We start from the raw sequence: 20,002 nt of genomic DNA on the forward strand, positions 1-20,002 counted from the left end.
CACCGCCACCAAACGGGAGGACATTATGCCAAAGGATTTTGAACCGAGCAGCGGAATTGGGGCCAGCAGTAAGCGGCGGGAGGATATTCGCTTTCTCACCGGGTCGGGGCGCTATACCGATGACATCAATCTGCGCCGCCAGACCCATGTGTTTTTCCTGCGCTCGGACGTGGCGCATGGGCGGCTTTCGGGGGTCGATACCTCCGCCGCCGCAGACATGCCCGGCGTGCTAAAGATTTTCACCGGCGCGGATTTTGCCGAAATCGGCGGCATGCCCTGTGGCTGGCAGATCACTGATAAACATGGACAACCCATGCAAGAGCCGAAACACCCGGTTCTGGCCCATGAAAAGGTCCGCCATGTCGGCGAGCCCATCGCCGCCGTGGTGGCCGAGACGCTGGCGCAGGCGCGAGACGCCGCCGAGGCGATTGTCGTCGACATCGACGAGTTGCCCGCTGTGGTGAACATGAAGGAGGCGGTCAAAGACGATGCGCCCAAGGTGCATGACGATCTGACCAGCAATCTCTGCTACGATTGGGGTTTCGTGGAAGAAAACAAGGAGGCGGTGAACAAGGCTTTCGACGACGCGGCCCATGTCACCACGCTGGAACTGGTGAACAACCGCCTCGTCGCCAACCCGATGGAGCCGCGCGTGGCCATCGGCGAGTACGACCGCTCGGCTGGGGATTATACGCTCTATACCACCAGCCAGAATCCGCATGTGATCCGTCTGTTGATGGGGGCGTTCGTTCTGGGCATTCCCGAGCATAAGCTGCGTGTGGTGGCCCCGGATGTGGGCGGCGGCTTTGGGACAAAGATTTTCCACTATCAAGAAGAAGCCTTTTGCACCTTCGCCGCCAAGGCGGTGGGGCGTCCGGTGAAATGGACGTCGAGCCGCTCGGAAGCCTTCATGTCCGACGCCCATGGCCGCGACCACGTGACCAAGATCGAACTGGCGCTGGATGCCAAGAACAACTTCACCGCCCTGCGCACCGATACCTATGCCAATATGGGGGCCTATCTGTCGACCTTCGCGCCCTCGGTGCCAACGTGGTTGCATGGCACGCTGATGGCGGGGAACTATAAAACGCCGCTGATCTATGTGAACGTTAAGGCAGTCTTTACCAATACCGTGCCAGTAGATGCCTATCGCGGGGCCGGGCGGCCCGAGGCGACTTATCAATTGGAGCGTTTGATCGACAAGGCCGCGCATGAGTTGAAGGTCGACCCGATCAAACTGCGCCGCCAGAACTTCGTGACGGAGTTTCCCTATGCCACGCCGGTGGCGGTGGAATATGACACGGGCGACTACAACGCCACGATGGACAAGCTTGAAGAGATCGCCGACCACGCGGGCTTTGAAGCGCGGCGCCGCGAGAGTGAAGCCAAAGGCAAGTTGCGCGGCTTCGGCGTGAACTGCTATATCGAGGCTTGCGGCATCGCGCCGTCGAACCTTGTTGGCCAGCTGGGTGCACGTGCGGGCCTGTATGAAAGCGCCACGGTGCGGGTCAACGCGACCGGCGGGCTGGTTGTTATGACCGGCAGCCACAGCCACGGGCAGGGGCATGAGACCTCATTCGCGCAGGTGGTGGCCGATATGATCGGCATCGACGAGAATATGGTCGAGATCGTCCATGGCGATACGGCGAGAACACCGATGGGCATGGGCACCTATGGCTCACGCTCGCTGGCTGTGGGCGGCAGTGCCATGGTGCGCGCGACGGAAAAGATCATCGCCAAGGCCAAGAAAATCGCCAGCCATCTACTCGAAGCTTCGGAAGGGGATATCGAGTTGAAGGATGGGGCCTTCAGCGTGGCAGGCACCGATAAATCCGTGGCTTGGGGCGATGTCACGCTGGCTGCCTATGTGCCGCATAACTATCCGCTGGAGGAGATCGAACCGGGGCTGGAGGAGACTGCCTTCTACGACCCGTCAAACTTTACCTATCCGGCGGGGGCCTATGCCTGCGAGGTCGAGCTTGATCCCGAAACCGGGCATGTCACGGTCGAGCGGTTCACCGCAGCCGATGATTTTGGCAACGTCGTGAACCCGATGATCGTCACCGGCCAAGTGCATGGCGGTTTGGCGCAGGGCATCGGACAGGCGCTTTTGGAGAACTGCGTTTACGACGAAGACGGCCAACTCCTCAGCGCGTCTTATATGGATTATGCCATGCCCCGCGCCAGCGATCTTCCGTTCTATGACGTGGATCATTCCTGCCAAACACCCTGCACCCATAACCCCTTGGGCGTGAAAGGCTGTGGGGAGGCGGGGGCGATTGGCTCACCTCCGGCGGTGGTGAACGCAGTGCTGGATGCCATGCGTTCAGGTGGCAAGGATATCGGCCATATCGACATGCCGGTCAGTCCCGCACGGGTTTGGGAAGCGATGCATGGTTAAGTCTTTAATCCACTTTGATATCTCTAATAAAGAAGAGGGGCGACGCGCCTTGCGGCCTCTGGGAAGGATGAATGATGTATGAATTCGAAATAGAGCGCCCCAGCAGCGTAGCAGACGCGGTCAAGGCTTTAGGCCAAGAGGACGCGCAACCTCTTAGTGGGGGGCAAACGCTGATCCCGACGTTGAAAGCACGGCTGGCGATGCCATCGGTTCTGGTGTCACTCACGGGCATTAAAGAACTCCAAGGCGTCGAGATGCGCGATGGCGCACTTTGGATTGGAGGCGGCACCACCCATGCCACGGTCATGCACGACGCGGCAGAGAGCTATCCGGCCTTGGCCAAGCTAGCCGCGCGGATCGGTGATCCGGCGGTGCGCAACCGTGGCACGATCGGCGGATCACTGGCGAACAACGATCCCTCCGCCTGCTACCCGGCCGCGGCCTTGGCCAGCGGCGCGACGATTGAGACGGACCGACGTGAGATCGCGGCTGACGACTACTTCCAAGGCATGTTCACGACCGCACTAGAAGAGGGGGAAATCGTCACCGGCGTACGCTTCCCCATCCCGCAAGCCGCGCATTACGAGAAGTTCATCCAACCCGCCTCGCGCTTTCCGCTGGTCGCGGCCTATGTTGCGCAGTTCAGTGATGGGGTGCGCGTGGCGATCACTGGCGCTTCCAACGAAGGTGTCTTCCGCTGGACGGAGGCGGAGGCGGCACTGAGCGAACGGTTCGATGCAGACGCGCTGGATGGGCTGACCCTTGATGGCGGCAATATGATCGGCGATCTGCACGGCAGCGGCGCCTACCGCGCACATCTTTGCGGTGTGATGACACGCCGGGCAGTCCAAGCCATAGCCTGATAGCCGATAACAAGCCGTAAACCTTGACCGCGCTCCCATACCGGGGCGGGGTCTTTTTATGAGATAGGCTATTGATATTGGATAGCGGAACCTCAGCCCCCATCATGCGTTAGGTGACAAGCGCTGCCCGAACGGCGTTCCCGTAATAATGAGGACGTGAACATGAAAAACCTACTGAGATCTACGACTTCGCTGGGTCTGAGCCTTGCATTGGCTTTCCCCCATGGTGCCTTTGCGCAGGATCAGAATCTGGCAGAATGTGGCCCCGTAGGCGAAGCGACGGAATTCCCCTGTGCGTTTGACGACCAGACGGTGGAAAACGCCGAAGAGCTTCGGTTGGTTGCTGGGCTGAGTGCCGATGCGAATGCTGAAGCGGGCGACAGTGCAGATGCACAGGCTGAAGCTGAAGGTAACGCAGAAGCAGAAGCTGGTTCGCTTTTGGGTCAAGCTGCGGATGCTGTATCCGATGCAGTTACCGGCGCTGAAGAGCAGGCCGAAGAAGCCGCTGCAGCAGCGAATGCTGAAGCCCAAGCGGCGGCGGACGAGGCTGCGAACGTAGCAGCAGAGGCTGAAGCCAGCGCCAAAGCCGAGACCGTGGAAGCAGAGACTGTCGAACCGGAGACCGGAACAGACGCGGAGGCCGAAGCAGACATGTCTGCTGACGCCGAAGTTGAGGCGGAAGTTGAGCCCGCGCAAGACCCTGTTGAGCCCGCGCAAAATCCTGAAGTCGCGTCTGATGCAGAGGGCGATGCAGATGCGGAGGTCGAGCAAGAGGTTGAGGCTGAGACCGAAGTCGAGGCTGAGACTGAGGGCATGAGCGACGCTGAGACAGCGGTTGAGGCAGAAGCCGAAACCAACGAGCCGGTTCAAGACGTCCAAGACGTTGAGACTGCGCCCGAATCTGATCCCGCTCAGGACGAGCAAAACGCCGAAACTGAATCCGAGACAAGCGGTGAAGCACTCGGTGCAGAAGCCGATGCCGGTTTAAGTGAAGAGCAAATCCAAGCGCGCGAAGAACGTCGTGAGGCCCGTCAGGCGGAGCGTCGTGAAGAACGCCGCGCCGAGCGTCAGGCCGAGCGTGAGGCAGCAGCGGCTGCTGCATTAGCTGCTGCCGAAAACGAGTCGGACGCCGAGGTCGTGACCGAAGAGGTAAGCGAAGACGATGTTCGCACTTCGGACGAAGACTTTGACACCAAGGTAACAGCCGCAGCCGACAATGAAGCTGCCGCCTCGGATGATGACGACGGTGGTTTGTCTGACTTCGAAAAAGCTCTGCTTGTTGGCCTTGGCGCTGTTGCTGTCGGGTCGGTTTTGAACAATGGCGAAAAGGTCGTCAGTCGCTCGGGTGACCGTGTGGTGGTTCAGGATGACACGGGCGAATTGCGCGTGTTGAAAGACGATAACGCCCTGATCCGTCGCCCTGGTGACGAGGTGCAAACCCAGACCTTCGATGATGGCTCTACCCGTACGATTGTGACGAAGAATGATGGCAGCCGGATCGAAACCATCCGCTCGCGGGATGGTAGCGTTTTGCGCCGTACCAACTTTGACGCGGAAGGCCGGGAATATGTGCTGGTCGATGACCTCGTAGAAGAACGCGAAGTTGTCGTGAATGACCTGCCGCAGGTCCAAGAAAACCAGCAGGCCCAGCGTAGCAGCACACAGGACGAAGCCGCTTTGCGGCAGGCTTTGCAAGCTGAGATGCGCAATGATCAAGGCCGGACATTCTCGCTCCGTCAGGTGCGCGAAATTCGTGAGGTCCGTTCGCTTGCACCACAGTTGGAATTGGACGCCGTCCGCTTCCCGACCGGTTCTGCAGCGATCCAGCCCGAGCAAGCGCGGTCGCTGGCCAATATCGGCACCACCCTGCGCGACATGATCCAAAAGGATCCGCGGACCGTGATCCTTGTTGAAGGACATACAGATGCGGTGGGCGACGCGAGCTATAACCTTGCGCTGTCTGACCGTCGTGCAGAAACCGTTGCTTTGGCCCTGACCGAGTATTTTGATGTTCCGCCCGCAAACCTGATTACGCAAGGTTATGGTGAAAGCCAACTGCGCGTGCCGACGACAGCGGCAGAGCCTGCCAATCGCCGCGCTGTGGTTCGCAACATCTCGGGTCTACTGCGCTAAGCAACGCTACCCTAGAAATAGAAAACGCCCCCAGAGCAATTTGGGGGCGTTTTGCGTTGTCTGATCGTGATGTGAGCCGGAGAGCGGGCCAGCCGTCCCGGCCCGAAACCAGTCAACTTATTTGTTAGGCAGGGGCCCGATAACCATGACCATCTGGCGGCCTTCCATCTTGGGGAAGTTCTCAACCCGGCCAATTTCTTTGGTATCCGCAGCAACGCGTTCCAAAAGCTCACGACCAAGGTTCTGGTGCGCCATTTCACGGCCACGGAACCGCAAAGTCACCTTAACCTTGTCGCCACCTTCAAGAAACTTGAAGACATTGCGCATCTTCACATCGTAGTCATTCGTATCCGTATTCGGACGGAATTTGACTTCTTTGATCTCGATGATCTTCTGTTTCTTACGGGCTTCGCTCTCGCGCTTTTGCTGTTCATATTTGAACTTGCCGAAGTCCATGATCTTGCACACGGGCGGGTTGGCGTTTGGCGAAATCTCGACAAGGTCGAGCCCGGCCTCGTCGGCCATTTCCATGGCACGCTGAGGCGTCACAACGCCGACGTTTTCGCCGTCCGCACCGATCAGGCGGATTTCATTGGAGCGGATCTTGTCGTTGACGCGCGGGCCGGTGTCACGTTGGGGCGGCGCGTTATGAGGTCTGCGAGCGATGGTGATGGTCCTTTGATTGTTACCTATTCCGAGAATGCAAGGTAAACCCGACAGGGGTCATCTTCAAGCCGCAAAATCGCGCTATAAGTGGGGTTTGCGCCGATTTCCCCTTGATCCGGGGCCATTGTGGCGCAATTGACGGGTATGCGGCCACGGGGGTAATCTTTGACTTCGCGGGGCATTGATTAAGGGGAATGGAATGAAGAATCTGGTTTGGTTGGTCGTAGCGGTGTTGATTGCGCTGGCAGGCTATATGCTTTTCACGGGCAAAGGGCCGCAAGAGGTGGCAATCGAAGCATCGGATGCGATCAATGCGCCTGCCGTGGCAGATGATGTGACACAGGCTGCGGGAGAGGCCGCTGATGCGATCACTGACACGGTAGATGCTGCGGGTGATGCGATCACAGAGGCGGTAGATGACGCCACTGAAAGCGCCAATGACGCGGCAGAGCCTGCGGTTCAGAACTAAACAACGGCTGCAAAGCGAAAAACAAAGGCCGCGTCCGGGGTTCCGGGCGCGGCTTTTGTTTAAATTCAAAACCTGCGCTAACTTATTCTGCGGCAGGCTTCATCTGGAAACCCTCTTTGACCTGATCGGCAGGTGTCACAGGATAATCGCCAGAGAAACAGGCGTCGCAGTATTGCGGGCAGTCCGCCTTGCGACCCTCGGCTTCGCCGACCGCGCGGTAAAGACCATCAAGCGAGATGAACTTGAGACTGTCGACCTGTAAATGGTCGCGCATCTCTTCCTCTGACATGGTCGCCGCCAGCAGTTTTTCACGCTGCGGGGTATCGACGCCGTAGAAACAGGGCCATGCGGTTGGGGGCGAGGCAATGCGGAAGTGAACTTCGGCCGCGCCCGCATCAAGGATCATTTCTTTGATCTTGCGAGAGGTGGTGCCGCGCACGACCGAGTCGTCGACCAAGATTACCCGCTTACCTTTGATCAGTGCGCGGTTGACGTTAAGTTTCAGGCGCACACCCATGTTGCGGATCTGCTCGGTCGGCTCGATGAAGGTCCGGCCCATATATTGGTTGCGGATGATCCCCATCGCATAGGGAATGCCGGATTCGAGGCTGAAACCAATCGCCGCAGGGGTGCCGCTGTCGGGGACGGGGCAGACGAGATCGGCGTCAACGGGGCTTTCCTTGGCCAGTTCCCGGCCGATGTTTTCGCGCGTTTCATAGACTGACCGACCGCCGAGGATACTGTCAGGTCGGCTGAAATAAACATGCTCAAATATGCAGAAACGTGATGGCACACGGCGGAAGGGGAAGTGGCTTTCGACCCCTTTCTCGGTAATCACGACCATCTCGCCCGGCTCAATCTCGCGCACAAATTCGGCACCGATGATGTCGAGCGCGCAGGTCTCGGAACTCAACGCCCAGCCATCGCCGACACGGCCCAGAACCAGCGGACGCACGCCCAGCGGGTCACGCACGCCGATCAGTTTGGTGCGGGTCATCGCCACGACAGAGAAGGCACCTTCGACACGGCGCAGCGCGTCTTCCATGCGTTCGGGGATATTTTGCTGCAAGGACCGCGCCATCAGGTGAATGATGCACTCACTGTCCGAGGACGACTGAAAGATCGAGCCGCGCTCGATCAACTCACGGCGCAGCGCGTTGGCATTGGTGATGTTGCCGTTATGCGCAATCGCGGCACCACCCATGGCAAATTCGCCAAAGAACGGTTGCACGTCGCGGATCGCGGTTGGGCCTTTGTTACCAGAGGTGGAATAGCGCACATGGCCGATCGATAATTCGCCGGGCAGGGTCTGCATGATGTCCTGCGAGGTGAAGTTATCGCGGACATAGCCAAAGCGGCGGGCAGATTGGAAACCAGCTTCGGGATCATAGCTGACGATGCCGCCTGCTTCTTGTCCGCGGTGCTGGAGGGCGTGGAGGCCAAGGGCCACGAAAGTGGCGGCATCGGCAACGCCAACCACGCCGAAAACGCCGCATTCCTCCTTCAGTTTGTCTTCATCTCCGCTGTCGCGCAGATAGGATGTGTCAAAAGGATGGGCAGGTGGCATGAGCTTGGACAACGGGGCAACTCCGAATCCGGGTGAGGTCGGTGCCTATGTAGGGGCTTCACAGGCGACTGTCACCCCGCATGTCGCACGCAGCGGGAATCGGACTCAAATACACACGGCATATGACCTTAAGATAGGCAGCGTTAATTGAGCCAATAGCCCCTTAACACATGACTATGATACACGTTTCGCCAAATGCAAAACAGGCGGCCACTATGTTCTGGCCGCCTGATTAAAAGGAGTTTGTTAAGAGATTGTGAAGGCTTAGGCGCTACATTTCCCAACCAGCGCTTCGTAGCGGTTGGTGATCCAGCCGAGCGCCTCTTGCGGGTCTTTCTCTTCGATCTGGCCGGTGAAGCGAGAAAATACAGCAGCCGAACGGCTGTTATCCACGCTTGCCGCACGTTCGCCGGTGATGACCGTATCATAGACAAAGAACGCAATCGCGACGAGCAACACACCACGCACCACGCCAAAGACAAAGCCAAGACCCTGATCCACGCCACCTAATATCGAGCGGTGCACGAGCGAGGAGAACAGCGGGGTAAAGAGGGAGACGATGATCAACGCCGCAGCGAAAACAAGTGCGAAGGCACCGATGACCGAAAGCTCACAGCTATCGGCGAGAAATTCACCGACATAAGGCAGCTCACGTACCAGTGGCTCTACCTGTGGTGCAAATAGGAATGCCAATACAGCTGCTGCAATCCAGCCGACAATCGCCATCAACTCGCGTACCAACCCGCGGCCATAGGCCAGCAGTGCCGATAGGATGATGACCACCGCAACCACACCGTCAATAATGGTAAAACCGTCCATGCGCGTTCTTGCCCTCGTGTAAGGGGGGATCAGCCCGCCCCGAAAATTTCGCCAACAAATCCGGTCAGATCGCTCATCGTATTCAGCGCAATTCCGGTCACACCCACGGCTTTTCCGCCGCGCGGTGCAATAGCGCTCGTAAAACCAAGTTTTTGCGCCTCTTTCAACCTGTTTTCCGTCTGGCTTGCAGGTCGCAGCGCACCGGAAAGGCTGATTTCCCCGAAAACAACGGTTTCGGCGGGAAGCGCCACGTCTTCGCGGGCCGAAAGGATCGCGGCGGCGACGGCCAAATCGGCTGCGGGTTCAGAGATTTTCATCCCGCCTGCAACGTTAAGATAGACATCCAGCCCGGCAAAGGGGATGCCGCAGCGCGCTTCAAGCACAGCAAGGATCATCGCCAATCGGCCCGAATCCCATCCGACCACGGTGCGCCGCGCTTGGGAATGGGGGGAGGGGGCAACAAGCGCCTGAAGCTCGACCAGAACGGGCCGCGTACCTTCGATACCTGCAAAGACAACCGAACCGGGCGAGGGTTGTCCACGTTCTGACAGGAACAGGGCCGAGGGGTTGGTAACTTCGGCCAAACCGCCGCCGGTCATCTCAAAAACGCCGATCTCATCCGCTGGACCGAAACGGTTTTTGACGGCGCGCAGGATGCGGAACTGGTGGCCGCGTTCGCCTTCGAAATAGAGTACGGTATCGACCATATGCTCTACCACGCGCGGGCCTGCGATCTGGCCTTCTTTGGTCACGTGACCCACCAGAATCACCGCCACACCGCGGCGTTTGGCAAAGCTGGTCAGTTCATGCGCCGCCGCACGGACCTGACTGACAGAACCGGGCGCGCTTTCGACATTATCGGCCCACATGGTCTGGATGGAATCGATGATCGCCAGTTGCGGGCGTTCGGCTTCTAGCGTGGTCAGAATATCGCGCAGGTTGGTCTCTGCTGCCAGTTTCACCGGCGCTTCGGCCAAATCTAGTCGCTGCGCGCGCATGCGGACCTGAGCGCTGGCTTCTTCGCCGCTGACATAGATAGTCTTTAGCCCCGATTTCGCGAACTGGGCGGCAGCCTGCAACAGAAGAGTCGATTTCCCGATCCCCGGATCACCGCCCACAAGGATCGCCGAGGCGGGCACGAGCCCGCCGCCCAAAACGCGGTCCAACTCGGCAATGCCGGATTGTGCGCGGGAAGGGGGAGTTTCTTGGGTGGCGAGGTCGGTCAGTTCAATGGAAGAGCCGCGGCGGGCACCCAAGGATTTGCTGGGCGGGCCGGATGAAATGCCTTTGTCTTCGACGATTGAATTCCAAGCACCACAGGCGTCGCAGCGTCCGGACCATTTGGAGTGTTTTGCACCGCATTCGGTACATGAAAAACTGGAAGAGGATTTTGCCATGCGCCCTTTTCACCCAAGGGTCGGATGGCGTCAAAGGAAAAGCATCCGGCCTGTAGGCGATGATCCCGGGGGGGGAGCCCATAGGCCGGATGCTGCCGCGCAGATTATTCGGCGGCCTTGGGGGGGAGGTCGATCACAATGTTATCAATCGAAGTGGGGTCGGGCCTGCGGTTGGCGGGCGCTTCGGTTGGCACCACACGTTCAAGGCCCAGCTCTGGCATGATTTCACGCATCTCATCGCGCAAACGCTCTAGCTGTGCCACTGCGACGCTCTCTTCGAGTTCGACCTCATGCAACCAATGCTTCATCTCGGTCGAGATGCCCTTAGCTTGGTTGAGGCGGCTGTTGAACAGTTCGACCTCTTCCTGACGCTGCTTCAGGAAGCTGCGTGCACGCGCCAGTTTCTCATCAGAATAGACCTCCGCCAGATCGCGGGCCACATGGCTCATCTGCGCGGCCATTTCCAGAACAGCGGGCTCAAGCGTGCTGAGATCGGGGTGATCGCGCAGATAGGCAAGACGCTCACGCACCGAATCAAATTCCGAACTCATCTGGAAGGTTTCCGCCCGGTCAGCGGCATGCACGGCACCATAGGCGCGGGCCACGTCCTGCATCCCGACATTGAACTGACGGTGCGAGGTTTCAAGCTGCATGATGCGACGGTTGGTGGGGAGGAAAAAACACAGACCTACGGCCAGAACGGTTAGCGCAATCTGGGCGTACATCCCAGCGTCCTCAACAGGTGCACCAGCATATTGCAAATCAAGACTGACCCAGTTCCAAAGGCCGAAGGCCGCCATGATGCTGGCGCCTGTCAGCGAAAGTGCTGCGAGTGCAAAAACTACCAAGGCTAGTCGCTGAAATGCAAATTGAACGAGGTAGGCAAAGGAACGAAGCTGGGACATACTTTCTCCCCCCTGGAAGAGCTACTAAGCAAGTTTCTGCCGACCAACGCCTCTTTATCCTTCTTTGTTCCCGTTCTGCGCGGAATTATGCTGAGGATTTAACAAAGTGTTGCCCATAGTATGGCACAACCTCCGGTATTTCGGAAACTTTTTTGCACGATTATCCCCGAACTATCTGTCAACCGCCCTGCGCCGGAAACGGCCGTTTGCGCAGGTTACGGCCGCACAGTCAGAGCGAAAATTACAGAGGATAACGGGAAAGCGGTGGAAAATCGCCGACCTAGCTGGCGTATTGCTTTGCGTATCTGGCGCCAAGCGATGTGAGCATCTCATAGCCAATGGTGCCCGCCCAGTCGGCAAGATCATCCACGCCCTGCGTTGACCCCAACAGTTGCAATGTCGCAGGTACTTCGGACAAAGCCGATACATCGACTGTAATCAGGTCCATCGACACGCGGCCAACAATAGGCAGTGGTATCCCATCATGCTGGAAACAGGCGTGACCCACCGCATTTCCCATAGCGCGAGCCAACCCGTCGGCATAGCCCGCAGCCACGGTGGCGAGCTTTACCGTGCTCTCTGCCGTCCAAGTGTTGCCATAGCCCACAGTCTCGCCCGGCGTGATGCTGCGGGTCTGGATGACCGGCACATCAAGGGTGACCACAGGCTGCGCGTCAGTGAAGGGGCGGCCGCCATAGAGACCGATGCCGGGGCGGGTGACATCGAAGTGATAATCAGACCCTAATAGGATGCCCCCGGTGGCTGACAGCGACCGGTGCGCGTCGACCCCTTCGGTCATTTCCCGAAAGCTACGCAGCTGCGCATCGTTCATCTCGTGATCCGGCGCATCCGAGCAGGCCAGATGCGACATGATTAGAGAAGGGCCTTGGCTCAGCGCGATGTCGCGCAGGGCGGCCCATTCCGCAGGCTCCATCCCCAGCCGGTTCATGCCGCTGTCGAGTTGGATGCCAAAGCCATGGCCGGGCAGGGTCTCAAGCTGTCGCAAAAGCTGCTCGGTCGAGTTGACCATTGGCGTCAAGGCGGCACCGGCAATCGCCTCGGCGTCGCCTGCCATATGGCCGGAAAAGACATTGATGACCGGGCCTTCGCCCAAGGCCTGTCGCAGCGCCACACCTTCTTCGGCCAAGGCTACAAAGAACTGCCGTGCACCTGCCTCGGCCAAGGCTGTCGCCACGCGGGCTGCGCCCAACCCATAACTGTCGGCTTTGACGACCGCGCCGGTCTCGGCTTCCGTCATGCGGTCAAGGGCACGCCAGTTGTCGGCGATGGCTTGCAGGTCGATGGTCAGTGTTGCTTTGCTCATGGGCGGATGTGGGCCAGAATGCGGGGCGAGGTCAAGCAGCCAAGCGCACCTAACGTCATGCGCGACAGGGGCGAGGGCGATTTGATACAGTTTTGCCTACCGGATGCGCAGGATGGGGAGGTCAGGCGGATGTCACGGATCAGGATTATGTTCGGCCATGCAGGTGTGTCCCTCATGGCGCTGGCCTGCGCGGTGGCCTTTCTGGCGATGCTCTGGGGGGCACCGCTGTGGTGCTGGGCGCTGGTGCCACTGGGGATCGCGGCGCAGATGCTCAATGAATACAATCTGCACCGCCATATCTTCCACCTTGACCCGCCGAAACGGCAGTGGGCCTTTGATTTGCTTTACCGCGCGCATTACGGGCACCATGATTTTCCTACTAATTACGGGCTGTTCTTTGTGCCGCTCTGGGTCGCTTTGCCGATGCTTGTGGGAAATTTTCTCTTGGTTTGGGGCATTGCGGTGCTGCTGGGGTTTGACGCAAGCATTTGGATCGCCATGGCAATTGTGCCCCTTGGCGGGGTGCTGGCCTTTCTGGGCTATGAGTGGTTCCACATGACCGCGCATCTGACCCTCCCCAAAACGGCGGTTGAGCGCCATGTCACGCGGCTGCACAACCAGCACCATTTTCGCGACTTCAACAAGTGGTTCCACGTCAGCCCGGGTGGAGAGATCATCGACCGCGCCATGGGCACGGATATCGACTCCGAGGCGTTGAAACAGCAGCAGCGCATCGCCTTTATCCGAACATTAGGGATGAAACCTGATGACCCAAGGCTGTTGGCAGCCCGCGCCAAATTCGCCGGGAAATACGGGCTGACTGACGCTGAAATAGCCCGCGCCGCGCGGGGGTGAATGTGAAGCTTCCGTAACGTCATGGGCAAGGCGCTTGTGACTATTGGTGGCGCGAGTAGGGTCGGGCGTACCCAAGGGAGGACGAACCATGCATCGACATATGACCACCACAGCCCTGTTTGCCGCCAGCCTTGCCGCCGGGGCGGCGCAGGCGGAGAACCGGATCGACCGACAGCTGCCGAATGCGCCGGAACTCGCGGCCTATGGCGATCACGCGGTGGGCGTGCGCACACTTGAGATGGTGAACCCCGGCCAGATCGACATTCTGGCGATTGACCCCGCCGCCGACAAACCTGCCGAGATGCCGCGCTATGATCGGCCCCTTACCGTAGAGATGTACTACCCTGCCGCCGAGGGCGCGCAGGGCGAAACCGCCTTCAAAGCCTATCTGCGCGACGGCACCACCGAGGTCACGTTGCAGGGGCAGGCGATGCGCGACGTCGATCCGGCCTCGGGAGAGACTTTTCCGCTGGTCCTGATCAGCCACGGCTATCCGGGCAACCGCTATCTGCTGTCGCATCTGGCCGAGAACCTCGCCTCTAAAGGCTATGTCGTGGCGTCGATCGATCACACCGACAGCACCTACCGCACGCAGGCGGCCTTTGGCTCGACGCTGGTGAACCGTTCTCTGGACCAACTCTTTGTGCTGGAGCAGATGGCACAGAAAGCCGCAGAGGGTGGCGATTTCGCAGGCCTGTATGATGCGGAGAACACCGGGCTGATCGGCTACTCCATGGGCGGCTACGGCGCGATCATCACCGCAGGCGGTGGCGTGACCGAGGCGTCGGTCGGCTACACATGGGGTGGGCCGCATGGCACATTGGGCATTCATCAGGCCGGGTCCGAGACCCACAACGCGCTGCCCGATCCGCGCATCAAGACGGCCGTGGCCTTTGGACCGTGGGGCATGAACCGTGGCTTCTGGGATGCCAAGGGTCTATCGGGGGTGCAGATCCCGATGCTCTTTATCGCCGGATCTCAGGATGACACATCGCTGTACGAAGATGGCATTCGCGCAATCTGGCAAAACACCTCAAACGTCGACCGTGCGCTGCTGACCTATATGAACGCGGGCCATAACGCCGGCGCGCCAATGCCTGCGCCAGAGGAGTCCTATTACTTCAGCGAGGACAAAGGGTTCAACATTTCAGAACATTACACGGATGCGGTTTGGGACACGGTGCGGATGAACAATATCGCCCAGCATTTCGTGACCGCATGGCTGGATAGCCATCTGAAGGATGAGGCCGAGAAGGGGAGCTACCTTGATCTGGTAGAGGAATCCAACGCAGGTGTCTGGTCGGTCGCAGAAGACGGGACCGAGAAGGACGACCACAGCTATTGGAAAGGTTTCGCCGAAGGCAGCGCCAAGGGGCTAATGTATGAGACCCGCGCGGCGGGAGAGTGACAAAACGAACGCCCGGGGGAGTTGCCCCCCGGGCGGTGGGTTTTAAGGTTTGATGTAGGTATAGCCCATCTGTTGCAGACGCGAGAGTTCCGCGACGCCGGAGGGCACGATGTCTTCTTCCCACACGTCATAGAGGTCATCCTCATAGCTGATCTCGCGGCCGCGCAGGGTGTTGTTGCAGACATGAAAGCTGACGTTCTGCCCTTTGAGCGATGATACGGTTGTCTGCATCTTGTCGTTGCCCTTGGCATCGGCCAAGAGGCTCAGCCCATTGCCATGCAACACGACCTTCACGTCGATATTCTCGGCCCCGACAGCGTTGATGTGGTTCTGGATGTTGCGCATGGCCCCCAGATGCGCCTTGGAGCCTTCGCCGCCGTTATAGTTGATGTGGTAGACGACTTTTTGCTTGCCGTAACGCTCGGACTCTTCGGCGTGGAGCGCGAAGGCGAAGGTGGCGGCGAGCATCAGGCAGATGGCGCGGATGATATTGGTCATTTTGGTCCTCCCAAGGTGAGTGACGGTACTGGCGCGATGCGCAGAACCGCCCATCTAGCCTAACGGCAATGGGGGGCAATCCAAATCATTTATTCAAGTATGTGAATTTGATGAGGAGGGGACCGGTAGGAGAGCGCCACCGCCCCCAAAAGAGCAGTGGCCATAAATCGAGAGATTAAAATTCCTGATCGTCGTTGCCGCCGCCTTGCTGCCACGGCTGCACAAGGTTGCCGAAGCGGGTGAACTTGCCCTCGAAGCTAAGGTCTACCGTCCCAATCGGGCCGTGACGCTGCTTGCCGATCACCACTTCGGCGCGGCCGTGCAGGCGCTCCATCTCTTCCTGCCACGCGGCCATCTTGTCCAACTCGTGATCGCCGGGCTTCTCACGTTCTTTGTAGTATTCCTCACGGTAGACGAACATCACCACATCAGCATCCTGCTCGATCGAGCCGGATTCGCGCAGGTCCGACAGCTGCGGACGTTTATCTTCGCGGCTCTCCACCTGACGCGAGAGCTGTGACAGGGCGATCACCGGAATGTCGAGTTCCTTGGCGATGGCCTTGAGACCCATGGTGATTTCCGAAATTTCGTTCACCCGGTTTTCCGATTTACCCGTGCCCCGCACCAGCTGCAGGTAGTCGATGATCAACACATCAAGCCCGTGCGTCCGTTTGAGCCGCCGCGCGCGGGCGGCAAGCTGGCTGATCGGCAGGGCGGGCGTGTCGTCGATGAACAGCGGGCAGGCCTCCAGCGCCTTGGCGGCATCGACGAAACGGCGGAACTCGGTCTCTGTCATATCCCCCGAACGGATCTGCTGGCTGGGGATTTCGGCGGCTTCCGACAGGATCCGCGCGGCAAGCTGTTCGGCGCTCATCTCAAGGCTGTAGAATCCCACGACCCCGCCGTCGACCGCGCCGGTCGTACCGTCAGGCTTTGTCCCACGCTTGTAGGCTTTGGCGACGTTAAAGGCGATGTTGGTAGCGAGCGAGGTTTTCCCCATAGACGGACGCCCGGCGAGGATCAAAAGGTCAGAGCGGTGCAACCCGCCGAGTTTTTTATCCATGTCGATTAGACCGGTAGAGACACCCGAGAGCCCGCCGTCGCGCTGATAGGCGGCATTGGCGACGTTCACCGCATCGGTCACCGCCTTGAGAAAGGACTGGAAGCCGCTTTCAACCTGACCCTGTTCGGCCAGCTTGTAGAGTTCCTGTTCCGCCTCGACAATCTGCTCGCGCGGCTCGGAGGAAACATCCACCTGCGCGGCCTTTGCAGAAATGTCGCGACCCAGTTGGATCAGATCGCGGCGCACGGCGAGATCGTAGATCATCTGCGCATAGTCGCGCACCGCAAAGGCGCTGATCGCGGCACCCGCAAGACGGGCGAGATAGGCCGGGCCGCCGAGTTCTTTGAGCCCTTCATCGTCTTCCATGAAGGCCTTGAGCGTGACCGGGGAGGCGAGGTTGTTCTTGGCGATCCGCTGGGCCGCGATATCGAAGATCCGCGCATGGACGGGTTCGTAGAAATGCTTTGGCCCGATGACGGAGGCGACGCGGTCATAGACGTCATTGTTGGTCAGAATGGCGCCCAGCAATTGCTGTTCGGCCTCAATCGAATGCGGCATCGATTCCGGTGCTTGTACAGCCAATTGGTTCGCGTTCAGCGATGTAATCTCGTTCATGACCTCACCCATATTTGCCCAGATGGTCGTCATAACCAGTGGGGTCGTCCGGCGCAAATTGTATCTTTTGTGGATAACTTGATCGACAAAAAGGCCCCACCACATTTTGCCTTGTGGTGGGGCCTAGGGTCAACATCTTGCGGAAAAACGCTTAACTTTTGCGGGATTCCTGCCACTCACGCGGGGCGTTCAAGAAGGCTTCGACTTCGGTCAGCGTGGCCGTATCGAAGGCGTTCTGGGCCCGGGCTTCGGCCAGTACATCCCACCATGTGCAAAGCGCGTGGAGCGTAACGCCATGGTCGCCAAGGGTCTTTTCAGTTTGCGGGAAAATGCCGTAGTGAAAGATCACCGCCGTGTGGGCGCAAGTCGCCCCGGTTTCCCGAATCGCGTCGACGAAGCTGAGTTTCGAGCCGCCATCGGTGGTCAGATCCTCAACCAGCAGCACGCGCTGGCCTTCGGTCATCTCGCCTTCGATCCGCGCGTTGCGGCCATAGCCTTTGGGTTTTTTGCGCGCATAGGTCATCGGCAGCGCCATCCGCTCGGCGACCATGGCGGCGAAGGGGATGCCTGCAGTCTCGCCTCCGGCGATGTTGTCAAAGGCCTCGAAGCCCGCGTTGCGCATCACGGTGACGGTCAGGAAATCCATCAGTGTCGAACGGATGCGCGGGTGGGAGATCAACTTGCGGCAGTCGATATAGGTCGGGCTTGGCAGGCCTGAGGCCAGCGTGAAGGGTTCATCCGCGTTGAAATGCACCGCGCCGATCTCCAGCAGCATGCGCGCGGTGAGGCGGGCCATTTCTTCGGGGCTGGGGTGGCTGGTGGGGATCATGGCAGGCGTCCTTGGCTGGGGAGAGGTCGGAGCGGTATTTAAGAAAGGATGAAGATCAGGTGGTCCAGTTCAGATCGAAACCGGGATCGAAGACCGTGACCGGGCCGTTGGGGGTGTCGATGCTGGCGGGGTGGGTTGGCGCTTCGCGGCGCAGGGTGATCCGTGTCTCGTTTGGCGGCAGGCCGTAGAAGGCGGGGCCGTTGAGGGAGCTGAAGGCTTCGAGCTTGTCGAGCGCGCCGTCTTCTTCAAAGACTTGGGCGAGGATCGACATTGTGTTGGGCGCGGTGAAGCAACCTGCGCAGCCGCAGGGCTGCAGCTTGGCGCCATCGGTATGGGGCGCGCTGTCGGTGCCAAGGAAGAAGCGCGGATCGCCGGAAGTGGCCGCTTGGCGGAGGGCGAGGCGGTGGGTCTCGCGTTTGGCCACGGGCAGGCAGTAGTAATGCGGGCGAATGCCACCGGCGAGGATGTGGTTGCGGTTGATCACGAGGTGATGCGTGGTGATCGTGGCGGCAAGCCCGCTGTCGTTGCTGCGTACATAGTCGGCGGCGTCAGAGGTGGTGATATGCTCCATGATCACGCGCAGCGAAGGATGCGCGCGGCGGATCGGGTCGAGCACGCGGTCGATGAAGACGGCCTCGCGGTCGAAGATGTCGATCTCGCTGTCGGTGACTTCGCCGTGGGTGCAAAGGGGCAGGCCGATCTCGGCCATACGGTCGAGCACTGGGGCGACCTTGTCGAAGTTTGAGACACCGCTGGCGGAGTTGGTGGTGGCGCCCGCAGGGTAGAGTTTGACGGCGTGGATCAGGCCCTCGGCATGGGCGCGGGCCACGTCGTTGGGGTCTGTATCCTCGGTCAGGTAGAGGGTCATCAGCGGGGTGAAATCCGCGCCTTCGGGCAGGGCCGCCATGATCCGGTCGCGGTAGGCGGCGGCTTGGGCGCCTGTCACCACGGGGGGGACGAGGTTTGGCATGATGATAGCGCGGGCAAAGTCGCTGGCGCTATGGGGCAGCACGGCGCGCAGCATGTCGCCGTCGCGCAGGTGCAGGTGCCAGTCGTCGGGACGGCGGATCGTGAGGCTTTGTGTCATGGGCGCGGGGCTAGCACAGAGCGCGAGCACGCGCCAGATTGAAAACCTATCCGCTGGCGGTTGCAACCTCGGCCACATCTGCCTGACGGCGGGCGCGGATGCGTTCAAGGCGGCGGGCAAAGCGCGGGGCGCTCATCCGCGCGCTGACATTGGCGCAGACCGCTTCAAGCAGCAGTTCGCGCCCCTGGGCGTTCACCGCTTGGCTGAGGTTGCGCAGATAGGGCAGGTAGTCACGGCGCGCGCGGTAGAGGGCGGCGAACCGTGCCGCGTCCAACGAGCCTTCGGCGGCGGCTTGCAGCAGTGGGTCAAGTTGGTCGATTTCCAGCAGGTCGGTTTGCAGCGCGTCGCCCATGAAGGGCATGCGCAGTTTGGTGACATTGGCACGGGTGAAGAGCGCCGCATGCATCGCATCGAGTTTCTCTCTCGGGTCGTAGAGAACAAAAACCCGCTCCGCGGCGTCGAGCATATCCGGTGCATAGCCATAGCGGGAGGTGAAATCGAGGATGCGCATATCGGCGAAACGTTCGTCCCATTCGGTGATGCGCGGGTTGAGCGTGGCCTGTGGTTGGATCGCTACGACCGCCGCACCGGGGGAGGCGACGGAGTAGGCGGCGGCGGCATAGGCGCAGGGGCCAGCGCCATAAAACAGCACCTGTTCGAATTCGTCGAAGAAACCGTCATCAATCAGTCGGTCAAAATAGGCATAGACCTCTTCAGCGCGGAACCATGTGTCGCCATCGCTGGCAAGACACAGATGCGACCAATCGTGGTTGCGCACCATGTCCCAGCCTAAGGGCTGCGCCTTATCGGAAAGCGCGTGCATGCCTTGGTAGGTTTCAAAGGTGACAAGCAGCGTGGTGTCACGTTCAATGAAGGCCGAGAAATGGCTTTTGCCGAGCGATTGGAAATATCCATCTTCCTCGGCCACGGCCTCTACCGCGCGCAACCACTTGCGTTTGGGCATATCGGCCAGTGAACTGTCGATCGTGGGCGTATCGCTCGGCATCGGGCATCCTCGGGCTAGTCGCGGCAGAGCAGAACTGCCATTTCAGCTAGTGGTAGCCAGAAAATAGGGCGAAAATGCGGAAAAACAGTGAGAATTT

General features: G+C 59.7%; 17 protein-coding genes. 6 read left to right on the top strand and 11 right to left on the bottom strand.

Annotated features, from left to right (window positions below):
- The first annotated feature begins 25 nt into the window (after nt 1-25).
- The 3 genes from BM229_RS01925 to BM229_RS01935 all read left to right on the top strand — a co-directional run bounded on the left by BM229_RS01925 (nt 26) and on the right by BM229_RS01935 (nt 5,397).
- Nucleotides 26-2,401 (top strand): xanthine dehydrogenase family protein molybdopterin-binding subunit, encoded by a 2,376-nt coding sequence (locus tag BM229_RS01925; protein ID WP_093926012.1) that lies wholly within the window; start codon nt 26-28, stop codon nt 2,399-2,401.
- Nucleotides 2,402-2,475: 74 nt separating this feature from the next.
- Nucleotides 2,476-3,264 carry an FAD binding domain-containing protein gene (locus BM229_RS01930; RefSeq protein WP_093926013.1) on the top strand — a complete coding sequence of 263 codons (789 nt, stop codon included), beginning with the start codon at nt 2,476-2,478 and terminating at the stop codon, nt 3,262-3,264.
- A gap of 162 nt (nt 3,265-3,426) precedes the next feature.
- Nucleotides 3,427-5,397: an OmpA family protein gene (locus BM229_RS01935; RefSeq protein ID WP_093926014.1), complete on the top strand. Its 1,971-nt coding sequence runs from the start codon at nt 3,427-3,429 to the stop codon at nt 5,395-5,397.
- Nucleotides 5,398-5,514: 117 nt separating this feature from the next.
- Here the strand turns inward: BM229_RS01935 and infC are convergent, their stop codons facing one another.
- Nucleotides 5,515-6,117, bottom strand: a complete 603-nt coding sequence (gene infC / locus BM229_RS01940; protein ID WP_435988794.1) for a translation initiation factor IF-3 — start codon at nt 6,115-6,117, stop codon at nt 5,515-5,517.
- Between the two features lie 145 nt (nt 6,118-6,262).
- Here infC and BM229_RS01945 point away from each other — a divergent pair, with 145 nt between their 5' ends.
- A complete protein-coding gene (locus BM229_RS01945; protein WP_093926016.1) occupies nt 6,263-6,532 on the top strand; it encodes a hypothetical protein in 270 nt (89 codons plus the stop codon).
- Nucleotides 6,533-6,614: 82 nt separating this feature from the next.
- Here BM229_RS01945 and purF read toward each other — a convergent pair whose 3' ends face one another.
- The 5 genes from purF to alr all read right to left on the bottom strand — a co-directional run bounded on the left by purF (nt 6,615) and on the right by alr (nt 12,544).
- The gene (purF, locus tag BM229_RS01950; RefSeq protein WP_093926017.1) at nt 6,615-8,099 is read right to left on the bottom strand and encodes an amidophosphoribosyltransferase; all 1,485 of its coding nucleotides are present in this window, start codon (nt 8,097-8,099) and stop codon (nt 6,615-6,617) included.
- Nucleotides 8,100-8,363: 264 nt separating this feature from the next.
- Nucleotides 8,364-8,918 carry a CvpA family protein gene (locus BM229_RS01955; protein WP_093926018.1) on the bottom strand — a complete coding sequence of 185 codons (555 nt, stop codon included), beginning with the start codon at nt 8,916-8,918 and terminating at the stop codon, nt 8,364-8,366.
- Between the two features lie 29 nt (nt 8,919-8,947).
- Nucleotides 8,948-10,315: a DNA repair protein RadA gene (gene radA, locus BM229_RS01960; RefSeq protein ID WP_093926019.1), complete on the bottom strand. Its 1,368-nt coding sequence runs from the start codon at nt 10,313-10,315 to the stop codon at nt 8,948-8,950.
- Between the two features lie 104 nt (nt 10,316-10,419).
- Nucleotides 10,420-11,220, bottom strand: coding sequence for a DNA repair protein (locus BM229_RS01965; RefSeq protein WP_093926020.1), 801 nt, complete (start codon nt 11,218-11,220; stop codon nt 10,420-10,422).
- A 280-nt stretch (nt 11,221-11,500) separates the two neighbouring features.
- On the bottom strand, nt 11,501-12,544 hold the full coding sequence (gene alr / locus BM229_RS01970; RefSeq protein WP_093926021.1) for an alanine racemase: 1,044 nt from the start codon (nt 12,542-12,544) through the stop codon (nt 11,501-11,503).
- A gap of 129 nt (nt 12,545-12,673) precedes the next feature.
- Here alr and BM229_RS01975 point away from each other — a divergent pair, with 129 nt between their 5' ends.
- On the top strand, nt 12,674-13,399 hold the full coding sequence (locus tag BM229_RS01975; RefSeq protein ID WP_093926022.1) for a sterol desaturase family protein: 726 nt from the start codon (nt 12,674-12,676) through the stop codon (nt 13,397-13,399).
- A gap of 88 nt (nt 13,400-13,487) precedes the next feature.
- Nucleotides 13,488-14,807 (top strand): alpha/beta hydrolase family protein, encoded by a 1,320-nt coding sequence (locus BM229_RS01980; protein ID WP_420855236.1) that lies wholly within the window; start codon nt 13,488-13,490, stop codon nt 14,805-14,807.
- Nucleotides 14,808-14,849: 42 nt separating this feature from the next.
- On the opposite strand, the gene BM229_RS01985 is transcribed toward BM229_RS01980, so the two are convergent.
- The 5 genes from BM229_RS01985 to BM229_RS02005 all read right to left on the bottom strand — a co-directional run bounded on the left by BM229_RS01985 (nt 14,850) and on the right by BM229_RS02005 (nt 19,905).
- Nucleotides 14,850-15,305 carry a DsrE family protein gene (locus BM229_RS01985; RefSeq protein WP_093926024.1) on the bottom strand — a complete coding sequence of 152 codons (456 nt, stop codon included), beginning with the start codon at nt 15,303-15,305 and terminating at the stop codon, nt 14,850-14,852.
- Between the two features lie 175 nt (nt 15,306-15,480).
- Nucleotides 15,481-16,983, bottom strand: a complete 1,503-nt coding sequence (locus tag BM229_RS01990) for a replicative DNA helicase (RefSeq protein WP_093927178.1) — start codon at nt 16,981-16,983, stop codon at nt 15,481-15,483.
- 151 nt (nt 16,984-17,134) lie between these two features.
- A complete protein-coding gene (locus BM229_RS01995; protein ID WP_093926025.1) occupies nt 17,135-17,812 on the bottom strand; it encodes an orotate phosphoribosyltransferase in 678 nt (225 codons plus the stop codon).
- 55 nt (nt 17,813-17,867) lie between these two features.
- Nucleotides 17,868-18,899 carry a dihydroorotase gene (gene pyrC, locus BM229_RS02000; RefSeq protein ID WP_093926026.1) on the bottom strand — a complete coding sequence of 344 codons (1,032 nt, stop codon included), beginning with the start codon at nt 18,897-18,899 and terminating at the stop codon, nt 17,868-17,870.
- Between the two features lie 46 nt (nt 18,900-18,945).
- The gene (locus BM229_RS02005) at nt 18,946-19,905 is read right to left on the bottom strand and encodes a phosphoadenosine phosphosulfate reductase (protein ID WP_093926027.1); all 960 of its coding nucleotides are present in this window, start codon (nt 19,903-19,905) and stop codon (nt 18,946-18,948) included.
- Between the last annotated feature and the right edge of the window lie 97 nt (nt 19,906-20,002).

The sequence above is a fragment of the Sulfitobacter dubius genome, assembly GCF_900113435.1.
GTDB classification, from domain to species: Bacteria; Pseudomonadota; Alphaproteobacteria; order Rhodobacterales; family Rhodobacteraceae; genus Sulfitobacter; species Sulfitobacter dubius.